General features: G+C 71.0%; 17 protein-coding genes. 9 read left to right on the top strand and 8 right to left on the bottom strand.

Translation table 11 applies throughout. The annotated features are described in order from the left end of the window. The first annotated feature begins 64 nt into the window (after nucleotides 1–64). Both D7Y15_RS08775 and D7Y15_RS08770 read left to right on the top strand, forming a co-directional pair. Nucleotides 65–1,471, top strand: coding sequence for an MATE family efflux transporter (locus tag D7Y15_RS08775; RefSeq protein ID WP_120575724.1), 1,407 nt, complete (start codon nucleotides 65–67; stop codon nucleotides 1,469–1,471). A gap of 107 nt (nucleotides 1,472–1,578) precedes the next feature. Continuing rightward, nucleotides 1,579–2,220, top strand: a complete 642-nt coding sequence (locus tag D7Y15_RS08770) for a LysM domain-containing protein (RefSeq protein WP_169820346.1) — start codon at nucleotides 1,579–1,581, stop codon at nucleotides 2,218–2,220. Between the two features lie 94 nt (nucleotides 2,221–2,314). Here the strand turns inward: D7Y15_RS08770 and D7Y15_RS08765 are convergent, their stop codons facing one another. The 3 genes from D7Y15_RS08765 to D7Y15_RS08755 form a co-directional block, all read right to left on the bottom strand. Next, nucleotides 2,315–3,028: an esterase family protein gene (locus D7Y15_RS08765; protein WP_120575722.1), complete on the bottom strand. Its 714-nt coding sequence runs from the start codon at nucleotides 3,026–3,028 to the stop codon at nucleotides 2,315–2,317. A 62-nt stretch (nucleotides 3,029–3,090) separates the two neighbouring features. Beyond that, nucleotides 3,091–3,801 (bottom strand): YqiA/YcfP family alpha/beta fold hydrolase, encoded by a 711-nt coding sequence (locus tag D7Y15_RS08760; RefSeq protein ID WP_120575721.1) that lies wholly within the window; start codon nucleotides 3,799–3,801, stop codon nucleotides 3,091–3,093. A gap of 20 nt (nucleotides 3,802–3,821) precedes the next feature. Further along, nucleotides 3,822–4,442 carry a hypothetical protein gene (locus D7Y15_RS08755; protein WP_121752263.1) on the bottom strand — a complete coding sequence of 207 codons (621 nt, stop codon included), beginning with the start codon at nucleotides 4,440–4,442 and terminating at the stop codon, nucleotides 3,822–3,824. A 45-nt stretch (nucleotides 4,443–4,487) separates the two neighbouring features. Here D7Y15_RS08755 and D7Y15_RS08750 point away from each other — a divergent pair, with 45 nt between their 5' ends. Next, on the top strand, nucleotides 4,488–5,648 hold the full coding sequence (locus D7Y15_RS08750; RefSeq protein ID WP_121752262.1) for an AAA family ATPase: 1,161 nt from the start codon (nucleotides 4,488–4,490) through the stop codon (nucleotides 5,646–5,648). 761 nt (nucleotides 5,649–6,409) lie between these two features. Here D7Y15_RS08750 and D7Y15_RS08745 read toward each other — a convergent pair. Continuing rightward, nucleotides 6,410–6,880, bottom strand: a complete 471-nt coding sequence (locus D7Y15_RS08745; RefSeq protein WP_169820347.1) for an SRPBCC family protein — start codon at nucleotides 6,878–6,880, stop codon at nucleotides 6,410–6,412. A 145-nt stretch (nucleotides 6,881–7,025) separates the two neighbouring features. On the opposite strand from D7Y15_RS08745, the gene D7Y15_RS08740 reads away from it, so the two are divergent. From D7Y15_RS08740 to D7Y15_RS08730, 3 genes are read left to right on the top strand one after another with little or no spacing between them, the layout of a single operon-like run. Next, complete coding sequence (locus D7Y15_RS08740; RefSeq protein WP_121752260.1) at nucleotides 7,026–7,478, top strand: hypothetical protein; 453 nt, start codon at nucleotides 7,026–7,028, stop codon at nucleotides 7,476–7,478. Further along, nucleotides 7,475–9,292, top strand: coding sequence for an LpqB family beta-propeller domain-containing protein (locus D7Y15_RS08735; RefSeq protein WP_121752259.1), 1,818 nt, complete (start codon nucleotides 7,475–7,477; stop codon nucleotides 9,290–9,292). The genes D7Y15_RS08740 and D7Y15_RS08735 overlap by 4 nt, the downstream gene beginning before the upstream one ends. After that, nucleotides 9,289–12,225, top strand: coding sequence for a bpX6 domain-containing protein (locus tag D7Y15_RS08730; protein WP_121752258.1), 2,937 nt, complete (start codon nucleotides 9,289–9,291; stop codon nucleotides 12,223–12,225). The genes D7Y15_RS08735 and D7Y15_RS08730 overlap by 4 nt, the downstream gene beginning before the upstream one ends. A gap of 9 nt (nucleotides 12,226–12,234) precedes the next feature. On the opposite strand, the gene D7Y15_RS08725 is transcribed toward D7Y15_RS08730, so the two are convergent. Further along, complete coding sequence (locus tag D7Y15_RS08725; protein WP_121752257.1) at nucleotides 12,235–12,921, bottom strand: response regulator; 687 nt, start codon at nucleotides 12,919–12,921, stop codon at nucleotides 12,235–12,237. A 190-nt stretch (nucleotides 12,922–13,111) separates the two neighbouring features. On the opposite strand from D7Y15_RS08725, the gene D7Y15_RS08720 reads away from it, so the two are divergent. Together D7Y15_RS08720 and D7Y15_RS08715 are read left to right on the top strand one after the other, a co-directional pair. Beyond that, a complete protein-coding gene (locus D7Y15_RS08720; RefSeq protein ID WP_120575713.1) occupies nucleotides 13,112–13,372 on the top strand; it encodes a hypothetical protein in 261 nt (86 codons plus the stop codon). 108 nt (nucleotides 13,373–13,480) lie between these two features. Next, the gene (locus D7Y15_RS08715; RefSeq protein ID WP_233604864.1) at nucleotides 13,481–15,406 is read left to right on the top strand and encodes a PAS domain-containing sensor histidine kinase; all 1,926 of its coding nucleotides are present in this window, start codon (nucleotides 13,481–13,483) and stop codon (nucleotides 15,404–15,406) included. Here D7Y15_RS08715 and D7Y15_RS08710 read toward each other — a convergent pair. The 3 genes from D7Y15_RS08710 to D7Y15_RS08700 all read right to left on the bottom strand — a co-directional run bounded on the left by D7Y15_RS08710 (nucleotide 15,400) and on the right by D7Y15_RS08700 (nucleotide 17,275). Further along, nucleotides 15,400–15,786: a response regulator gene (locus tag D7Y15_RS08710; protein ID WP_120575712.1), complete on the bottom strand. Its 387-nt coding sequence runs from the start codon at nucleotides 15,784–15,786 to the stop codon at nucleotides 15,400–15,402. The genes D7Y15_RS08715 and D7Y15_RS08710 overlap by 7 nt on opposite strands. A gap of 231 nt (nucleotides 15,787–16,017) precedes the next feature. Continuing rightward, nucleotides 16,018–16,722, bottom strand: a complete 705-nt coding sequence (locus D7Y15_RS08705; protein ID WP_120575711.1) for a LysM domain-containing protein — start codon at nucleotides 16,720–16,722, stop codon at nucleotides 16,018–16,020. Between the two features lie 238 nt (nucleotides 16,723–16,960). Continuing rightward, complete coding sequence (locus tag D7Y15_RS08700) at nucleotides 16,961–17,275, bottom strand: hypothetical protein (RefSeq protein ID WP_121752256.1); 315 nt, start codon at nucleotides 17,273–17,275, stop codon at nucleotides 16,961–16,963. 205 nt (nucleotides 17,276–17,480) lie between these two features. On the opposite strand from D7Y15_RS08700, the gene D7Y15_RS08695 reads away from it, so the two are divergent. Then, nucleotides 17,481–18,584 carry a hypothetical protein gene (locus D7Y15_RS08695; protein WP_120575709.1) on the top strand — a complete coding sequence of 368 codons (1,104 nt, stop codon included), beginning with the start codon at nucleotides 17,481–17,483 and terminating at the stop codon, nucleotides 18,582–18,584. Nucleotides 18,585–18,588: the final 4 nt, after the last annotated feature.

Raw genomic sequence — 18,588 nt, 5'->3', positions numbered from 1 at the left:
CGTCAGACGGGGTCGGGGATTGCGTCGCTTGCACCAGCGCAATCCCTTCCCTATAGGCCCCGTCATGCCGCCCGAAGCCGTCGAGCCCTCCGTGTCGTCCTCCCCCCCGGCCCGCGGCGCGAAGGGGGAGCTGCGCGCCCTGCTACGGCTGGCGATTCCCCTGTGCATCGCGCAGGCGGGCCAGTCCCTGATGAGCGTGACGGACACCTTCATCGTCGGCCGGGCCGGTACGTCCGCCCTGGCGGCGGTGGGCCTGAGCCACGCCCTCTTCTTCGCCGTCAGCAGCTTCGGTATGGGGCTGATGATGGGCGTGGACCCGCTGGTGTCCCAGGCCATTGGCGCCGGCCACCCGCGCCGCGCTCGGGACGTGCTCTGGCAGGGCGTGTGGTTGTCCGCCTTCGTGGGCGTGGTGCTGTGGGCGGTGCTCATCACCGTGCCGTCCGGCCTGCCATGGGTGGGCGTGGCCGAGGAGCAGATCGTCCAGGTGCGCGCCTTCCTGCACTTCCGCGCGCCCAGCCTGCCCCTGATGCTCATCTTCCTCACGGTGCGCGCGTACCTGCAGGCCATCGGGACGCCCCGGCCGCTGGTGGTGTCCGCCGTGCTGGCCAACATCATCAACGTGATGCTGGTGCCGCTGTTCGTCTTCGGCGGCGAGTCGTTGCCCGCGTGGGCCGGACCGCTCACCCACGTGCCGGCCATGGGCGCGGCGGGCGCGGCGCTGTCCACGCTCCTGTGCACGGCGCTGGAGGTGCTCATCGTCGCGCGGGCGGTGCAGGCCATCCCCGTGCCGGGCACGCCGTCACGCAGGCCGGTGAAGGCGGATCAGCTGCGGGCGTTCCGGGTGGGGCTGCCCATTGGCCTGCACATCGCGGCGGAGGTGGGCGTCTTCGCGCTGGCGGGCGTGCTGTCCGCGAAGCTGGGGCCGGAGAGCGTGGGCGCGCATCAAATCGCCATCTCCTTCGCCAGCCTCACCTTCACCATGGCGCTGGGCATCGGCAACGCGGGCAGCGTGCGGGTGGGCTGGGCCGTGGGCGCGCACGACACGCCGCAGGCCCGCAGGAGCGGGCTGATGGCCTTCGCCCTCGGCGCGGGGGTCATGTCGCTCGGCGGGCTCGTGTTCGCGCTCTTCCCCCGGAGCCTGGCGACGCTGGCCGGAGCTCCGCCGGAGGTGCTGCCGCTGCTGCTGCCCCTGCTGATGGTGAGCGCCATCTTCCAGGTCTTCGACGGCGTGCAGGGCGTGGGCGCGGGCGTGCTGCGCGGCGCGGGACAGACGCGCTTCACCTTCGTGGCCAACATCGTGGGCCACTACGCCGTGGGCCTGCCCCTGACCCTGCTCCTGGGCTTCCACCTGGGCATGGGCGTGCTGGGCATCTGGTGGGGCCTGTGCGCGGGCCTCATCACCGTGGCCGCCGCCGTGCTGTGGCGCTTCTGGCGCGTCAGCGCGGGCACCCTCCGGCCCCTGGAGGGCTGATGGGGGTTGTTGGGGTGTAAAATTCCAGTGCAGGGAAAAGTTCCAAGAATCTAGGAAACGGCCGCAACCTGGATCTGGAAGTCCCGACAATTGTCCCAGGAGCCTACATGTCCAACTACCGCATCCGTCCTGGCGACACCCTCTCTGGCCTGGCCGCTCGTTTCGGCACCTCCGTGCAGAAGCTGGCGCGCGACAACAACATCTCGAACCCGGACCTCATCTTCTCGGGTCGGACGCTGCGCATCGGCCACTCCAGCCGCGACAGCTTCGACGCGGGCGGTGGCCGTCAGGGCGTCCGGGGTGGGCGCGGCGTGGGCGGTGGGCAGGACGTGGGCGGCCCGATGGGCGTGGCCCCCACCGGCGGGACCGACAAGGGCCGCCGGCTGGCGGAGGCGGCGCGCGCGGCGGCCATGGGCATGGGCGGCTACAACAGCCAGGGCCTGTGCGCCACGGGCGTGAGCCGGGCCATCCGCAACTCGATGGGTATCGGCGTGTCGGGCAACGGCAACCAGATCGACAACAACCTGCCGCGCGACAAGTTCCGCCAGGTGGACATGTCCCTGGAAGACGCGCTGAAGATTCCGGGCCTCGTGCTCACGTGGGAGAGCACCTCCACGCGCCTGGGCAGCATCTACGGCCACACGGCGGTGACGCTGGGCGACGGCCACTCGTCCGCCAGCGACTTCATCGAGCGCAACACGACGAACAGCGGCCGCTCGGGCTTCAAGGTGTTCATGCCCATCGAGTAGCCCTCCGGCTCCTCACGATGGCGCATCACGAAAGCCTCCGGGTCCTTCCGACCGGAGGCTTTGTCGTGTCCCGAGTCCGGCATCCGCCGCGACTTCAGGCCGGCAGGTACTGGCGGATCATCCGTCGCCACACGGGCCAGTCGTGGGTGCCGCCGTCCCAGATGGACAGGTCGTTGCCGATGTCCTTCTGCCAGAGGACCTTGGAGAGGTTCTCGTTGGAGGGGCGGCAGAAGTCGTGCTCGCCCACGGCCAGGGTCATCTCCACGCGGCGCAGGGCGGACAGGCGCCCCAGGTCGTGCAGGTTGGGCAGCCACTGCGGCGCGGTGTGGAAGTACACCTGTTCGTCGTGGTGGCCGTCGAGGAAGTCCTCCGTCTCGAACTTGCCGCCCATGGAGATGAGGCGCTGGAAGACGTCCGGGTGGCGCAGGCCCACGTTGTACGTGTGGAAGCCGCCCAGGCTGCACCCGGCGAGCGTGAGGCGGCCCCCGGCGGCGCGGCCCTTCGCGAGCGGCACCACCTCATGCAGCAGGTAGTCCTCCCACTGGGCATGGCGGGCCACGCGCACGGCGGGGGCGACGTCCTTGTTGTACCAGGACTCCTCATCCACCGAGTCCACGCACACCACGACGTAGCGGCCCGCGGCGATGCCGTCCGCGATGGCGCTGATGAGGCCGAAGTCCTCGGCCTGGAAGAAGCGGCCCTTGCTCGTGGGCACCAGGATGACGGGTTCGCCCGAGTGCCCGTACAGCAGCACTTCCATGTCCCGGTTCAGCCGCGGGCTGTGCCAGCGGTGGTATTCGCGGTTCATGGCCGCCACCTTACCCGGCGCGTTCGCGGCGCGAATACGACCGCCGGGCGGACGCGCACCGGTCAGCCGCCAGTGAACACCTGCCGGGGTTGCTCCACACCTCGCCAAGGGGTGAGGAAGGCATCCGCCTCCTTCGCGATGAGCTCCAACGAAGCGGTCAGCTCATGGCCGTCATCCACCTCCACCAGCCGGACGTGGCGCTTGCCCTGGGCCCACTCGCGCGAATAGCGCACGTCGCAGGTGTCGTCCTGGCGGCCGTGGATGATGAGGGTGGGCACGCGCACATCGGGCCAGGGGCCGCGCTTCGTTTCCATGAGCTGGGCCTCCTCCATGACGCCGTGGTGCACGCGCGTGCGGCGCTTCTCCGCGTGGTCATCCGTCTCCAGGTAGCCCGTGCGCTTCCACTCGGCCCAGGCGTGGGGGCCCAGGCGGCGCTGGAGCTGCTCCACGAAGTGGAAGGCGGGGGCCAGCAGCACCAGTGCGCCCACGCGCGCGTCCTGCTCCGCGGTGCGCGCGGCGACGAGCCCGCCCATGCTGGAGCCGATGAGGACGGCGCGGTCATGGGGAGCGCCCAGCGCGTCCCGCACGGTGTCCAGCATGGTGTGCAGGCTCAGGTGCTCCAGCGACGGCACGCGCAGGTTGAGGCGCTCCAGGGCAATGCCCTGCTTCGCCCAGTGCGCGTCCAGCCAGACGCCCTTGGCGGAGAGGGGGCCGGAGGCGAAGCCGTGCAGGTAGAGCCAGCGGGGAGCAGGGGTGGGGGGCGGCGCGTTCATGGGCGCGCACTGTACCCGCGCTAGAAGCGCAGCACGGGTCCGGCGACGATGCTCTGGAGCGGTTTGGAGCACATGTCCACGCTGACGCCCGCGCTGGCGCTGGTGTCTTCCGCGGCCTTGGTGAACTTCACGTCGCAGAACTGGATGGCGGTGGCGATGGAGATGCCCCACCGGTCGGAGATCCAGCCGTCCAGGCCCACGCGGAAGGCCATGCTGGTGACGTCGAAGTCCTCGCGGCGCAGCTGGCCCAGGCTGTCCGGGGTGAAGGGCTGCGACCAGCTCTTGGCCAGGCGCGCGCCCACCCACGGCGTCACCGGCTTGTCGCCGAGGAAGCGCAGGCGGGCTTCCAGGCCCACGGCCGTGTAGTCCAACTGCACGCGGCTCAACTCGGAGGGGTTCTGGGCCTCGGCGAACTGCTGGCCCCAGGTCTGGGTGGTCTCGAAGACGACGCCCAGGGACAGGCCGGGCGGCGTCTCCACGGCGAGCCAGGCCTGGAGGGCGGGGCCCTTGGCGCGCCAGTCGCTGAAATGATCCAGGGTGATGCCCGCGCCCAGGGAGGCATAGCCGTGCCACCCGTCCGCGACCGCTGGCCCCGAGCACAGGACGCCCGCGAGGGCCAGCCACTTCCACTTCGTATCCATGCCGCCACTGTATGCCGGACCGGGGGCGAGGCTAGGCTTGCGGGCATGTCCGTATCTTTCGAGGTCGCGGCGGCCGAGGTCCGCGACGCGCTCACCGACGCGAGTCGGGGGCTGGTCGAGCGCGAGGCGATGGTGGAGTTGGTGGCGCTGTCGGCGGTGGCGGGCGAGCACCTGCTCGTGGTGGGACCGCCGGGCACCGCGAAGAGCGAAGCGGTGCGCAGGACGGCGCGCGGCCTGGGTGGTGCGTACTTCGAATACCTGCTGGGTCGCTTCACGGAGCCGTCTGAAATCTTCGGGCCGGTGGACCTGCGCAAGCTGCGCGAGGGGCTGGTGGAGACGGAGACGGCGGGCATGTTGCCGGAGGCGGAGGTGGCCTTCCTGGACGAGGTGTTCCTGGGCTCCACCGCCATCCTCAACACGCTGCTGGGGTTGCTGAACGAGCGCACCTTCCGGCGAGGCCACACGCGCATGCAGTGCCCGCTGCGGGTGTGCGTGGGCGCGTCCAACGCGCTGCCGGAGGACGACGCGCTGGCCGCGTTCGCGGACCGGTTCCTGGCGCGCATCTTCGTGGAGCCGGTGCCGGATCCGCGGTTGGAGGAGCTGCTGGAGGGAGGCGCGTCGCTGTGGGCGGACGCGGCGCCGCGAGTGGCGTCGCTCGCGTCCCTGGACGTGGTGGCGCAGGCGGCGAGGCGCGCGGACCTGGGGCCGGTGCGGCCGCATCTGGCGCAGGCGCTGCGGACGCTGCGGGCGGCGGGCATCGCGCTGTCGGACCGGCGCGCGGTGAAGGTGCAGCGGCTGGTGGCCGCCGCCGCGGCGCTGGCGGGGCGGACGACGCCGGGCGTGGCGGACCTGTGGCCGCTCGTCTACGCGGTGCCCACGAAGGAGGCACAGGCGCTGGCGCGCGATGTGCTGCGCGACGTGCTGTCCGCGTCGGAGAACCTGGCGCTGCCGGCCGCGGCGCTGGAGGCGAGCGCGGGGCCTCTGGCTCGGGCCCAGCGCATCGCACAGGCGGGGCAGGTGTTGCTGGAGTCGCGGCCCGTGGATGGGGACTTGGACGCGGTGGCCGCGTGGCGGCTCAAGCTGGAGGGCGTGGCGCGCGAGATGGACGCGGGCTTCGCGCCGGAGGCACTGCCGGAGACGCTGCGCGCGTTGCGTGGCGCGGTGGCGGCGGTGCTGGCGGAAGAAGCGAGCACTCGCGCGGCGTGACATACGTCATGCAGGCCAGCCCTCGAAGGCGTCCCACCCTTCGGGAGGCGCGTGGAACCCGAGGGCTTCCAAGCACTGACGGGACCGGTGCATCCAGTCCGTGCCTGAAATGCTATCGGAGGGAGTCTGGAACACGTTGTCCGCGAGTGCTCGTACCTGGGGCGCCGCGGCTCGGAATCGCTCCGCGTCGGGGCTTCCCTTGGCGTGCTCGCAGAATGCCGCGAGAGAGAGCAGCCGCGCATCCAAGGCCTCACGCAGCGTGGATGGAGACGCTTGCGTGGACCATTGTGCATACAGGCGAGGCGCAGCCAGTACGGTCAACAGGTTGAGAGCCTCCGCCACCAGGGCTGCCTCCTGCTCCCAAGAGGTTTCAGCCACAGAAAGGCCCCACCCGCGCGTTGAAGGGCAGCGTGTGAAACAGCAGGGCCTTCCCAGTCAGGGTTTCACCACTCATGCACGTGTAGACGGCCCAGCCCTTGATGGCGAGATTCTCCATGCCTTTGACGAAGCAATAGGGACACTTGCCTTCGCCGCAGCTTGAAACAAAGCATGCGGCACTCCCGCAGGGAACAGTCGCGGGCCACCCTCGTGCGGTGCAGCCCGGCGCTTTCGTCAAGGGAGGGTCCGCGGATGCGAGCTGGGATTGCGATGCGGTGAGCACGCAGAGTCCCATCAACAGGCGTTTCACGCGCGCACGACGGTTCAATGCGTTCCCCATGGCCCCAGTATGTCGCAGTCGGAGGCCTCGGGGCGGGCGGCCGTTACTCCGAGGCGGGTGACTCGACGTACTTCGCGAGCTTTTCCAGGGACATCCGCCAACCAAGCTCGTTATCCGCGGGCGGTACGCCGGGCGGAAGTCCTTCGTGCATGGCGATGAGGTCGGTGCCTCCGTCTTGCGCGTCGGTGAGCGTGAACGTGATGATCATCTCTCCTTGGAGCGCGGGGTCGGTGGTCTCGAACTCGGTGGTTTCGATGACCTGTTCGTCCGGCACGAGCTTCACGAAGCGGCCGTGATGCGTGTCCGTGTGCGCGGTCGTCTTGCCGGTCTCCGTGGGCGCGTCGTAGGTGAGCGAGATGCGGAATGCGCCGCCCTCGCGCGGTTCGAAGACGTGCACCTGACTCGTCATGCCGTCGGGCACCATCCATGTCGCGACCGCGCGGGCGTCAATCAGGGCGCTGTAGACGCGTGAGCGGGGGGCCTTCAGGTGGTGGTGGATCCGGGTCGTGCTCATGCTCGGGAGCATGGGCAGGCGCTCCGGCGCTGTACAGCTCGAGTCCCGTGGCCTGTCGCGTGTCGGTCCCTCTGTTGGCGCTGACGCCCGTTCGTTAGAGTGCCTGGGTGATCAACGGGCGTGGGATGCGCGGGAGCAGGGCGTCATGAGGCCGCCTCTGGAGCCGGTCGTCGCGGGACTTCCCGTGCGCTGGCGCCCCCGGGCCTTGCCGCTGGAGCCCGTGGCCGTGGCGGGCGTTGGTCCCGTGGCGCTCTCGCTGGGACACCGCGCTTCGCGGGCGGAGGACGCGACGCTCGCATCGTGGACCGGTGTCGCGGGACCGGACGTGCTCGTGCTGCTGGGGGCTGCTGCTTCGCTGCCCTGGATCGATGGTGCGGTGTACCTGGGCCGTGATCCGCTGGCGCCCGCGCTGCTGCTTCCCTGCGCGCTGGAGCCGGATGTGGCTCCTTCGCTGTTGGAGCGTGCGCTGCTCGCGGGGCTGGGCGATGCGCCGCTCGCGGTGCTGCCTGCGTCAGGGGTGCTCGTCTCCGTCGCGGCGGCCAAGCCTGTCGCGCGCGCCTCGTTGACCGCGTGGCTGTCCGCTGAGGCCGCTTCGTGACGACCGCGTTGCCTCCCGCGCTGCGCCCCTGGGCGACGCAGCTGTCCCTCTTTCCGGAGGACCTGGCGCGGCACCTGGGACCGCACGTGGCGCGGCTGTCGGCGGCGGTCGGAACGCTGCGTCCTCGCGGTGAGGCCGAGGGCGGTGAGCCTCAAGGCTATGACGGGCTCTCTCGACGAGGGCCTTTCGAACGGCTGCTCGTCAGTGAGTGGCTCTGGGCATTGGAGGCACCGGAAGAACTGGTGCGCCGCGCGGCGTTCGGCGAGTTGTCGTTCCTCAAGCCCTCGTTCCGTCAGCCGCAGGGGGCTCGGCGCACCGTGGTGCTGCTGGATGTGGGACCGGATCAACTGGGCATGCCTCGCATCGCGCACCTCGCGCTGCTGGTCGTGCTCGTGCGCCGCGCGGAGGCCGTGGGCGCGGCGTTCACCTGGGGCGCGCTCCAGACCGAGCCCGCTCACGCCACCCATACGGGCCTGGGCGGCACGTCGTTGCTTGCGTGGCTCGAAGCCCGCTCCACCGTGCCCGCGTCCTCGCAGCACCTGGCTGCATGGCGCGAAGCCCTGGACCTTTCACGCGCGCCCGAGGACGTGTGGCTCGTGGGCTCCTCGCGCCTGGGGCGTCTGGAGGACGCGGAGGGGATGTCCCGCGTGGAGGTCTCCGAACCAATGGAGCCCGGTGCGCACCGGCTCACCGTGGACGTGCGGCCCGCGGGCCGTGTTCCCCGTTCGGTGGTGCTGGAGCTTCCGCCTCCGGACGACTGTCTGCGGCTGTTGCGCAATCCCTTTGCTTCGCGGCAGGCGGCTTCCCCATTGCAGTCGCGCAAGAGCGACCAGCGGATCGCGAAGTTCTCCTTCTCCGGGGACGGTCGGCGCGTGCTGCTGTTCTCCGCGGATGGCGGCGTGGAGGCCATGGCCGTGCCGCATTCTCCGCGCGCCACCGTGCCCAAGCCCCGGCGCGTCCAGGTGCCTCCCAGGCAGCGCGTGGTCGCGGCGGGATGGCGCAATTCGGGTGGGTTGCTCGTGCTCGCGCGGAGCCAGGGGGCGTACGTGATGCACGGGAACGTGCGCACGCCAACCGGTTACCGGAAGGCGCGCTACCACGTGGCGGATGACTCCATTCGGCCGGATACCGTGCCGGAGGCGCTGCCGTTGGACCTCCTGAGCTGGCTGGATCCGCGTGGGCATGAACACCTGTGGTTGAAGGACGGCAAGGACCGGCTGTTCTCGCTGGCGCCACCCTCCGGTGCGGAGAACGTGGCGATCAAGGTGGTGGCGGAGGACGTCTCCGCGATGGCGTTGGTGAACATGCGTCCGGTCTGCGTGCTGCGGCCCCAGGGCCAGGGAGCAGGTCACGCGGTCATCTCACGGCTCAAGATGCTGGACGAGGAGCCGGAGCGCATCGTTCCGCTCAACGCGCGTGAGGGGGAGGCGCACTTCGGCTACTCGCCGTTTGGGGGGCATCCGGACGCGGGGCTGCTCGCGGTGTGTGACCAGGCACCGGATTGGCGGCTGTTCCAGCGCACGGATGTGTCGACCCTCTCCGTTCCCTGGGGGCACCGTGTGGTGGGCGTGGTGCAGCCGCCCGCGCCTTCGCTGCCCGGGCTGATTGCATTGGATCCGGATCAGCGCACCTTCCGCCTCTTCTCGCTCCAGCCGCCCCGGACGCTCGCGGTGGCCAGTGGCCCCGTGGTGCAGGCCGCGGTGAGCCACGGGCAGCCGGTGTTGGGATGGCTGCTCCCGTCGGGAGAGTTCGTGTTGTGGGACCTGATGGAGCAGGCTGTGTTGTACCGCTCCGTCCAGGAGGCCGCGGCGTGAGCCCCGCGTCGGAAGCCGTGCGTCCTCGCGCGCAGGTGCACCGGGGCACCGTGGTGGTGGCCGCGTGGTGGTTCCACTCCGGACTGCTGGGAGAGGCCGAGGCACGCCGCCGCGTGCTTGCAGCCTGGAGTCCCGGGGCCACGGTCTGGGCGCTGGCGGGAGGCCATCTGCTCAAGCTGGCGACACCGTGCAAGAGCGCGGTGGGGGCCGCACCCGGATTGCCGCTGGTGCTGGAGTCCGGAGTGCTCACCAGCGCGCCGCTGAGCCCGAAGGAGCGCGAGCGATTGGCGCCTCCGCCGGGAGCTGTCGTGCTGGTGCACGAGGGCATCGCACGGATGTACGGGCCCGGAGCGCTGCGCCAGGTGGATCCAGGGGCGTGGCTGGACGTCTCGGAATGGCGGCGTGTCCAGGTGAAGGGTCTGGGTGCGCCGCCTCCGCCCCTGAAGGTCGCGCTGGAACCGCTGCCTCCGCCTACGCGCGCGACGTTCGGACCGAAGGTGCCCGCGCTCGCGCCCGAAGCGGAGCGCATGCTGGCGCGCATGGCGGGGCGGGAGGTCCCGGTGGTGCGAGAGGGCTTCTTCGCGCGGCTGCGGCGGGCCTTCTCACGGAGGCCCGGCGACGCACTGCTGACCGTCCGTCGTGAAGGCTTGTTCTCACGGTTGCGCCGTGCCTTTCGCACGGAGACGCAAGGCACACCGGGCAACGCGTTGGCCCCGAGTCGCGCGGGATGGCTCGACCGTCTGCGGAGCGCCTTCTCCTCGAACGCGGGTCACACCTCCGCCATGGGCACTGGCGTACGGGTCGGTTGGTTCTCACGGCTGCTCGCTGGAATGCGCGGAGGTGACGCCGCAAAAGCCTCACAGGTCTCCAGCACCCACACACGTCCCGCAGAACCCGAAGGCCCGGGCGCACTCGAGCAGTTCAAGGAGTGGATGCTCCGGAACACGCCCCTGGGGCAGCTCGTGGGACGGCGCAAGGGAGACTACCTGCGCCACCTCTTCGAACTCTTCGAGCAGGGCAACCTCGACGAAGCCCTGCGCCACGCCATCCCCTTGGGCAAGGACCCGGACGCACGCGCGAAGCTCGCGCTCGGTGTTCCCGGCCCGCGCGAAGAGCTGCGCATCCAACCCCGCGGCCGGAATGGTGCCGCGCAGTCGTTCGGCGGAGGCCCCGCAGTGTTCGAGGCGCTGCGCGAGCGCTACCGCGAGACCTTCCGCCGCCTGGAGCGCGAAGGCCGCATCGACGAGGCCGCCTTCGTCCTCGCCGAGCTGCTGGAGGCGGCCGAGGAGGCCGTGTCCTTCCTGGAGCGCCACGGCCGCTTCCAACTCGCGGCGGAGCTCGCCGAGGGACGCAACCTTCCGCCGGGCCTCGTGGTGCGCCATTGGTTCCTGGCGAAGGACGTGGAGCGCGCGGTGGCCATCGCACGGCGCTCGGGCGTGTTCGCGGACGCAGTGCTGCGCCTGGAGAAGACCCATCCCGCCGAAGCACAGGCCCTGCGCATGCTGTGGGCGGAGTCGCTCGCGGAGGCCGGAGACTGGTCGCGCGCGGTGGATGCCGTGTGGCCTGTGTCGTCCGCGCGCCACATCGCACGCTCCTGGGTGGAGCGGGGCATCCAGGCCGGCGGCCCGGGCAGCGCGAAGCTCCTGGCGCGCCTGGCGCTCGAGTTCCCGGATGGCTTCGGCGCCGCGCGCGACGACATCCAGATACTGCTCTCGGATGAAACCCCGGCACGCGCTCCCGAACGCCTGGCCTTCGCCACGGAGTTGCTGCGCGCGGACGCCTCCGATGCCCGGAGCGCGCTCCTTGTCCCCACCGTGCGCTCGCTGATGCGCGACGAGGTGGTGGAAGAGCTCCCCTCCAACGCCAGTCTCCTCCAGCAACTGCACGCGCTGAAGGATCCCGCGTTGGCCGCGCTGCGCACGGACCTGCCAACGCCGCGTGCCTCGCAACGGAGCCCCTGGTCCGAAACGCACGACCTGCCGCACGTGCGCGTGTGGCTGGACCGGAGCCACGCGGGCGCCCACGCCGTGCATGACGCCGTGGTGCTGCCGGGCCGGCGCGTGCTGCTCGCGCTGGGGGAAGCCGGAGCGCGGCTGGTGGGCCCGGATGGACGAACGCTCGCGAGCTTCGACGTGCCGACGTTCTCCCTGGTCCTGTCCGCGCAGGGAAACCGCGCCCTCGCGCTGGCTCGCCGCGGTGACCTGTGGCGCGTGTCCCGGCTGGACCTGGTGGAGCGCCGGGCCACGCGCTGGTGCGACCTGGAGCTGGATGCGTGGGCCCCCACCTACGACGGGGAGCGGTGGTTCACCGCCATGCGCGACACCGTGAGCATGGTGGACACGCTCGCCGCCGAGCCGCGCTCCCTGTGGCGCGTGCCGGAGGTGGGAGGCGTCGTGCTCGAGATGGCCGTGGACGCGAAGCACCTGTCCTTCCTCGTGCTGCACCTCACCCCGGGCCAGGACTTCGAACGGCTGGAGCGCTGGACCTATGAGCTGGAGGACGGCCCCGTCCTGCGCGGGCGCGCGGACATGAAGGACCTGCGGGAGACACTGGACGCCCTCGCGCTCACGCCCGATGGCGAGGCGATGGGCGTGCTCATCGCGCCCACCGAAGACGAGGAGCCCGGACCCTGGCCCTACTACGTGGCGCCCATCGTCGCGCGGCGCTTCCACCGCCCGTCCCGGCAGGACGGGGAGCGCATGGGCGTGGTGCTCACTCCCTCCTGGAGCGTGACGCGCTTCCAGAAGGGCGAGCTGCACACGGCCGTCCTGCGCACCGTCGCCGACCACCCCCGCGTGACGGTGGAGTTCTCCGGCACCCCGCCCCAGGTCGTGCGCCTCATGGAGGACTGGTGCGTCGTCCACGACCTGCTCGGCCGAGTGGTGTGGCTGGACCTGCACTCCGGCGAGGTCCACCGCGTGCCGGTGGTGTGAACCTCGACGTCAGGCCCAGCGCATGTGGCTGGGCACGATGACGATGGTCGCCGTCAGCGCGCAGGCCGCGTCGTCCACCACCAGCACCACGCGCACGCCCTCCACCGTCACCAGCAGCGAGGGCTGCTCGCTGTGCAGTGCCATCAACCACGACGACGCCAGGGGCAGCTCCGAGGCCGCCAGCTCCGAGGCACGCAAGAGGTGCACGCGCACCGCGTGACGGACCGGGGCGGGCAGGGCGTGCAGCGCGTAGAGCGACTCGTCCGTCAGCCGCAGCGCGTACGGCACGCGCGGGGGTTCCTTCGGACGCCCGGGCAGCTCGCGCAGGCGCTCTGCCAGTGCCTGCACCAGCGCCTCCGGCTGCTGCGGCTTGTGCAGGAAGCCCACCACCCCGTGCAGCGGCACGTCCGGAGCACCTCTCGCCGAGGACATCAGCATCACCGTCAGGTGCCGCAGCCGCGCGTCCGTGCGCAATTGGCCGTACAGCTCCCATCCATCCAACCGGGGCAACACCAGGTCCAGGAGGATGAGGTCCGGGTGCTGCGCGCGCGGGCGATGACGCAGCCAGTCCAGCGCCTCCGCGCCGTCCGCCACGGACGACACCACGAAGCCCGCTTCACGCGCAGCGCGGCCCACACCCTCGCGCCATGTCCGATCGTCCTCGACGAGCAACAGATGGTGGACGCCGAGGGCCATCCCTCCATTTGACTCGCTTTTCCTTGGTTTCTTGAAGTGAACCCAGGGTCTAGTGGGCTCCCCAGCGTCACCTGTCTGACAGTGTGCCCCGACGACTGTTCCCCCCAGACGCCCGCCGTCTGACCGCTCGCATCACCGTGCCACTGTCATCTTGCAGTTGAGCTGTAGATGCGCACCCTTCGCGGCGCTCATGGCCTACCGCTGCCAGCTGGAACCCCCGGTGGTGCGCACGCTCACGGCGTGTACGCCCGCGGTGCGTGAGCGGCTTCAGTCGGAGCTGGGGGCACTCGCCAGCCGGATGCCGTGTCTGCCGGTGACTCCGTCGGGGCGGGAGGGGGCGACGGTGCTCGCCTGCGGCTTCCAGGTCCGCTACCGCGTGGAGCCGGGCGCGGGGCTCCTGCGGTTGACCGCCCTGTGGCCGCTGGGCCTGGTCCGTTCGCCTTCCTCCTGACACGTCGCCAGACGGTCCTTGTCGCATGAGAAGCGGGGGCCTAAGTCGGAGGTGAGCTCCTCTTCTCCCGGATGCACCCCAGGCCCCTTCGCCCGCGAGCCTCGCACCGTGTCCCTGACCCTGGCCGACTTCCTCTTCCAGTCCCGTGACGTCCTGCAGGACGCGTGGCTTCACGAAGCCCCGGGCTCTGGTGACACCTTCACGCACGGGCTGTCCGCGGTGGCGGCCCGGATGTCGAACCCGGACGCGCGCGTCTCCGACTCACTGGCGCGCGAGCTGTCGCTGCTGGTGCAGGGCTCCAACGGGCACCCCACGACGACCAACTTCCGGCGCCTGCGCGACACGGTGCTGCGGCTGTGGCGCGAGCGGGACGGCGGGGGCCAGGGTGACGAGGAACAGGTGGAGCGCTTCCACGACGCCGTGGACGCGGTGGAGGCCGCGGCGCTGGAGGCCCATGTCCAGGCGCGGATGCTCGCGTCGCGCGAGGCAGCGGAAGCGGCGCGCGAGCAGGGCGCCCCGGACGCGTCCGGCCCCCGGCGTTGGGAGGACATCTTCACGCACCTGGGCGTGGGCGTGGCGGTGATGGCCGCGGAGGACAGCACCTTCGTCGCGGCGAACCCTGCGCTCGCGCGCATGCACGGGCAACCCGCGGAAGCGCTCAAGGGCCTGCGGCTGGAGGACCTGGTCGCGCCTGAGTCGCGCGGCGCGCTGCCCCGGCACATGGCCGCCGCCAGCTCCAAGCCGTTCCACGAATACGAAGCGCTGCACCTGCGCCGCGACGGCAGCCGCTTCCCCGCGTTCGTGCACGTGACGTCCTTGAGGGACGCCACGGGCCGCCGCGTGGGCCGCGCCGCCACGGTGCTGGACATCACCCAGCGCCGTCAGGCGGAGACGGAGCGGCAGCGCCTGCTGGCCACCATCGAGGCGGAGCGCGCGCGGCTGGCGGCGGTGTTGGATCAGCTCCCCGCGGGCGTGCTCATCGCGGAGGCGCCCAGCGGCCGGCTGCTGTTGGGCAACCGCGCGCTGGAGTCGCTGCTGGGGCATCCGTTCCGGCCCTCGGCCAGCCTGGCGGACTACGAGTCGTCGCATCAGATGTTCACCGCGGACAACCAGCCGCTGGCGGACGACGCGTGGCCCATGGCCCGCGCGCTGCGCACCGGTGAGACGCGCCAGGCGGAGCCGCTCCAGGTGCGCCGGCCGGACGGCACCACCGCGCACCTGCTGGGCTCCAGCGCGCCCGTGCGCGACCGGGACGACCACATCGTCGCGGGCGTCGTCACGCTGGTGGACGTCACCGAGCGCCGCCGCGCGGAAGAAGCGGCGCGGGAGGCGGCGCAGTTCGGCGAGCGGCTCATCGCCATCGTCAGCCACGACCTGCGAAACCCCCTCAACGCCATCCAGCTGTCCGTCACCAAGCTGATGCACGGAGACGCGCTCCAGGAGCGGGACCGCAAGGCGGTGTCCCGCATCGCGCGCTCCGGTGAGCGCATGGCGCGGATGATTTCGGAGCTGCTCGACTTCACCCGCAGCCGGCTGGGCGGCGGCATCCCGATTGAGCGCGTGCCCGGCGACGTGCGCGCGGTGTTGCGCCAGGCGGTGGAGGAGCTGGAGGCGGCGTGGCCGGAGCGCTCGCTGACGTTGAGCGTGGGCCCGGGCCGCTACGACGGCGCCTGGGACGCGGGCAGGCTGCTGCAGGTGGTGAGCAACCTGGGCGGGAACGCGCTCCAGTACAGCCCGCCGGATTCACCCGTGCGCTTCACGCTGTCGGACGCGGACGCGCACGTGGTGCTGGAGGTGCAGAACGGCGGAGACCCCATTCCGCCGGACATGCTGCCGCGTCTGTTCGACCCCTTCCGGCGCGGCGCGGGAAGCAACACGCACGGCGGCCTGGGGCTGGGGCTCTACATCGTCGAACAGGTGGTGAAGGGCCACGGAGGCCGCATCGAGGTGCGCTCGCGCGCGTCGGAAGGCACCGTCTTCCGCGTGCTCCTGCCGCGTGAACAGGCGCAGCCCGTGACGCCGCCGGCTCAGTAGGCGGCGGCTAACTGCGACTGCGTGGAGGAGCGGAACGGCTCCAGCGCGCGCATCAGGTCGTCCAGGTCCAACGGCTTGGGGATGGACGCCCGGATGCCCTGCGGCACGGGGCGGGTGGCGCCCGCGCCCGACACGACGATGACGGGCAGGTTCGCGAGGCGCGGCTCCTTCTGCACGCGCTCCATCAGCTCCCAGCCGCTCATCACCGGCATCATCAAATCCAGAAGCATCACGTCCGGCGTGGGGCCGCGCCTCAGGCGCTCCCAGGCGTGCAGGCCGTTGCCGGCGACCTCCACGGCGAACCCTTCCAGCGTGAGGAACTCCTCCAGCATCTCACGGCTGTCGACATGGTCTTCCACGAGGAGGATGAGGCTTCGCATGGCTTCCGGGAGCCTCCCCCCGTCCGGCCCCGTCCGAAAGACCCCGTGTCCAGGGAACGTCCAGCCCTGGACGATAGGCCATGGGCATTGTGAGGCCCGCGCCACTCGGGGTGCCTTGGAGGGCAGGCGGCCGAGGCCATCCCCGCGAAAAGCGGATGGGGCCTCCCCCTTCCAGGCGCCAGGAGCGCGGAAGGCGAAGGCCCCACCGGGGACCTCGGGCTACAGGTCTGTTCAGCCCTGGTACTGGTGCACGGACATGATGGGGTAGTTCATGGACGTGAGGCTGATGCGCTGCGAGCCGTCCGAGTTCACGTTGTTGGAGCCGATGAACTGGGGCTTGCCGTCCTTCCAGCCCGCGAACATCACCACGTGCTGGCCGTCGCCCACCTTCATGGAGACGACGTCGCCGGGCTTCGCGTCCTTCAGGTCCACGCGCTTGAAGTTCGGGTCGCGGTCCAGGTTCCCCTGGAGCGTCATCACGGACGCGCTGTGCTGGCTGTCCTTGATCTGCCCGGCCTGCTCCAGGCACGCGGAGACGAAGTTGGCGCAGTTGACGTTGTTGGGGACCCAGTCCTCCATGTCCGCGCCCACGCCGGTCTGCTCAAGCTTCAGCGAGCCGGCGTTCTTGCCCATGTGCGACATCGCGATGTCGAAGGGGCTGCCACCGGGGCCACGCGTGCCCGGGCCCGCGCCGCCCGGAGGCGCCGTCACGTTGCCCGCGCCGCTGGAGCCGCCGGAACCGCCGCCGCGCACGCCCTGACCCTGGGTGCCGGGCTCGAAGCTGTCGCGCGAGCCGGGGATGTTCAGCGTCTTGCCCGCGTAGATGAGGTCCTTGTTCTGGATGTCCGGGTTGGCCTTCATCAGCGAGTCCACGGACGTGCCGTAGCGCTTCGCCAGACCCGACAGGGTGTCGCCAGACTGGATGCGGTAGCTCATGGGGGGGGGCTCCTATGGGAGCAGTGACCCGGAGGTGGTCACCGGCTGCGATTGTTTCCATTCTCGCCATTCAAGAACCGGTGTTGCGTCCCCCACCTGCTTTTCACTCCTGGCGCACATGTGGGCGAATTGGCGTACCTGGAGCGGAATCCGACCCTGGAAAGGGCGCGCATCCGCGACACGGCCCCCCGGTGGGCCGCCCGGGGAGGCCGTGTCGCGGTGCGCAATTTCCGGGGATTTAGTGGCTCTGGGCGTCGTGCTTCTGGCGAGCGATGCGGCGGCTGAGGGCGTCCTGCTTCGCGTCGATGCGGGCGCGCTCGGCGGCGTCCAGGTGGCCGTCGTCCCGGCGGTCGCGGCGGATTTCACGCTGGAGGGAGCGGTGCTGGCGCTCCAGGCGCACGGCCTCGCGGCCCGTGAGCTCGCCGCTCTTCACGCCTTCGTTGATGCGCTGCTGCTGGTTCACCTGGCGCCGGTCGGCCTCCGCGGCCACGGCCGGCAGCGCCACCGTCAGGCCCAGCACCGCCGCGAGCATCCCCAGTCCGTTGCGCTTCATGGTGTGTCCTCCTCGATGCGCGCGGGCGTCGGTGCCAGCGCTTCGTCCTTGGAGGGTTGAACCCGGGATTCGCGCGGTGGTTGCGGGCGGCGCTCTTGACCGGGTGCGTCCAGGTGGGTGGCCCTTATGAAAGGGGAAACAATCCGAGGGGATGGGGACGTGCTGCACCCTTGAACGGGTGGGAGGGCCCGCGCATGGTGGTGGGGTGACGACCATTGCTCATCCCGACTTCACGGCGGCGCGGTTCACCAGCTACCCGGACGCGCGCTTCACCCCGGCTCCGGCGGACGGCGTGCTGCCGGAGGGCTTCTTCACCACGACGAACCTGCCCACGTACGTGAGGGTGGACGGGCGGTGGCGGATGCCGCGCGAGCCGCGCATGGACGGCGCGCTGGTGCGGGACGCGGCCGGCGAGCTCTGGGTGCGCGAGGGCCGCCGGGTGCGCGCGGGCGAGCAGGTGGTGGTGGGGAAGGCGGAGGACGGCAGCGAGGGCGTCTACGTGAACATGGCCTACCTGATGGAGGAGGGGGAGGGCGAGTTCAAGTTCATGACGAGCGAGGTGTCGCGCGAGAAGCCCATCGACTACGGGCACATGGCGCGGGTGCTGGTGGAGGAGCGCGAGCGCGGGGGCTATCCCATCTGGGTGACGGGGCCGGCGCTGGTGCACTCGCGGGCGCGCGCGGACATGACGTGGTTCGTGGAGAACGGCTTCGTGGGGGCGCTGCTCGCGGGCAACGCGGTGGCGGTGCACGACATCGAGGCGTCCATCTACGGCACGACGCTGGGGATGAGCGGCGCGGGCGAGGCGACGTCGGGCGGGCACGGGCTGCACATGCGCGCCATCAACCGGGTGCGGCAGGCGGGCTCCATCGCGAAGGCGGTGGAGGCGGGCGTCATCACCAACGGCATCATGCACGCGTGCGTGAAGCACGGAGTGCCGTTCGTGCTGACGGGGTCCATCCGGGATGACGGGCCGTTGCCGGACGTGGTGACGGACAACCTGGCGGCGCAGGACGCGATGCGCAGGCACGCGGTGAAGGCGACGATGGCGGTGCTCGTGGCCACGGCGCTGCACGCCATCGCGACGGGGAACATGTTGCCCGCGTTCGTGACGGAGAAGGACGGCAGCCTGCGGGAGCTGCCCACCATCTGCGTGGATTCGTCCGAGTTCGTGGTGAGCAAGCTGAAGGACCGGGGCACGCACCAGGCCTTCGGCGTGGTGACGAACGCGCAGGACTTCATGCACATCCTGCGGCTGTACGTGGAGCGCGAGCTGGCCGCGCGAGGCACGGCGCCGAAGCCGGCCTGAAGCC

Origin of the sequence: Corallococcus sp. AB030, from assembly GCF_003668965.1 — a bacterium.
GTDB classification, from domain to species: domain Bacteria; phylum Myxococcota; class Myxococcia; order Myxococcales; family Myxococcaceae; genus Corallococcus; species Corallococcus exiguus.
This window is presented reverse-complemented; position numbering and strand designations above follow the sequence as displayed.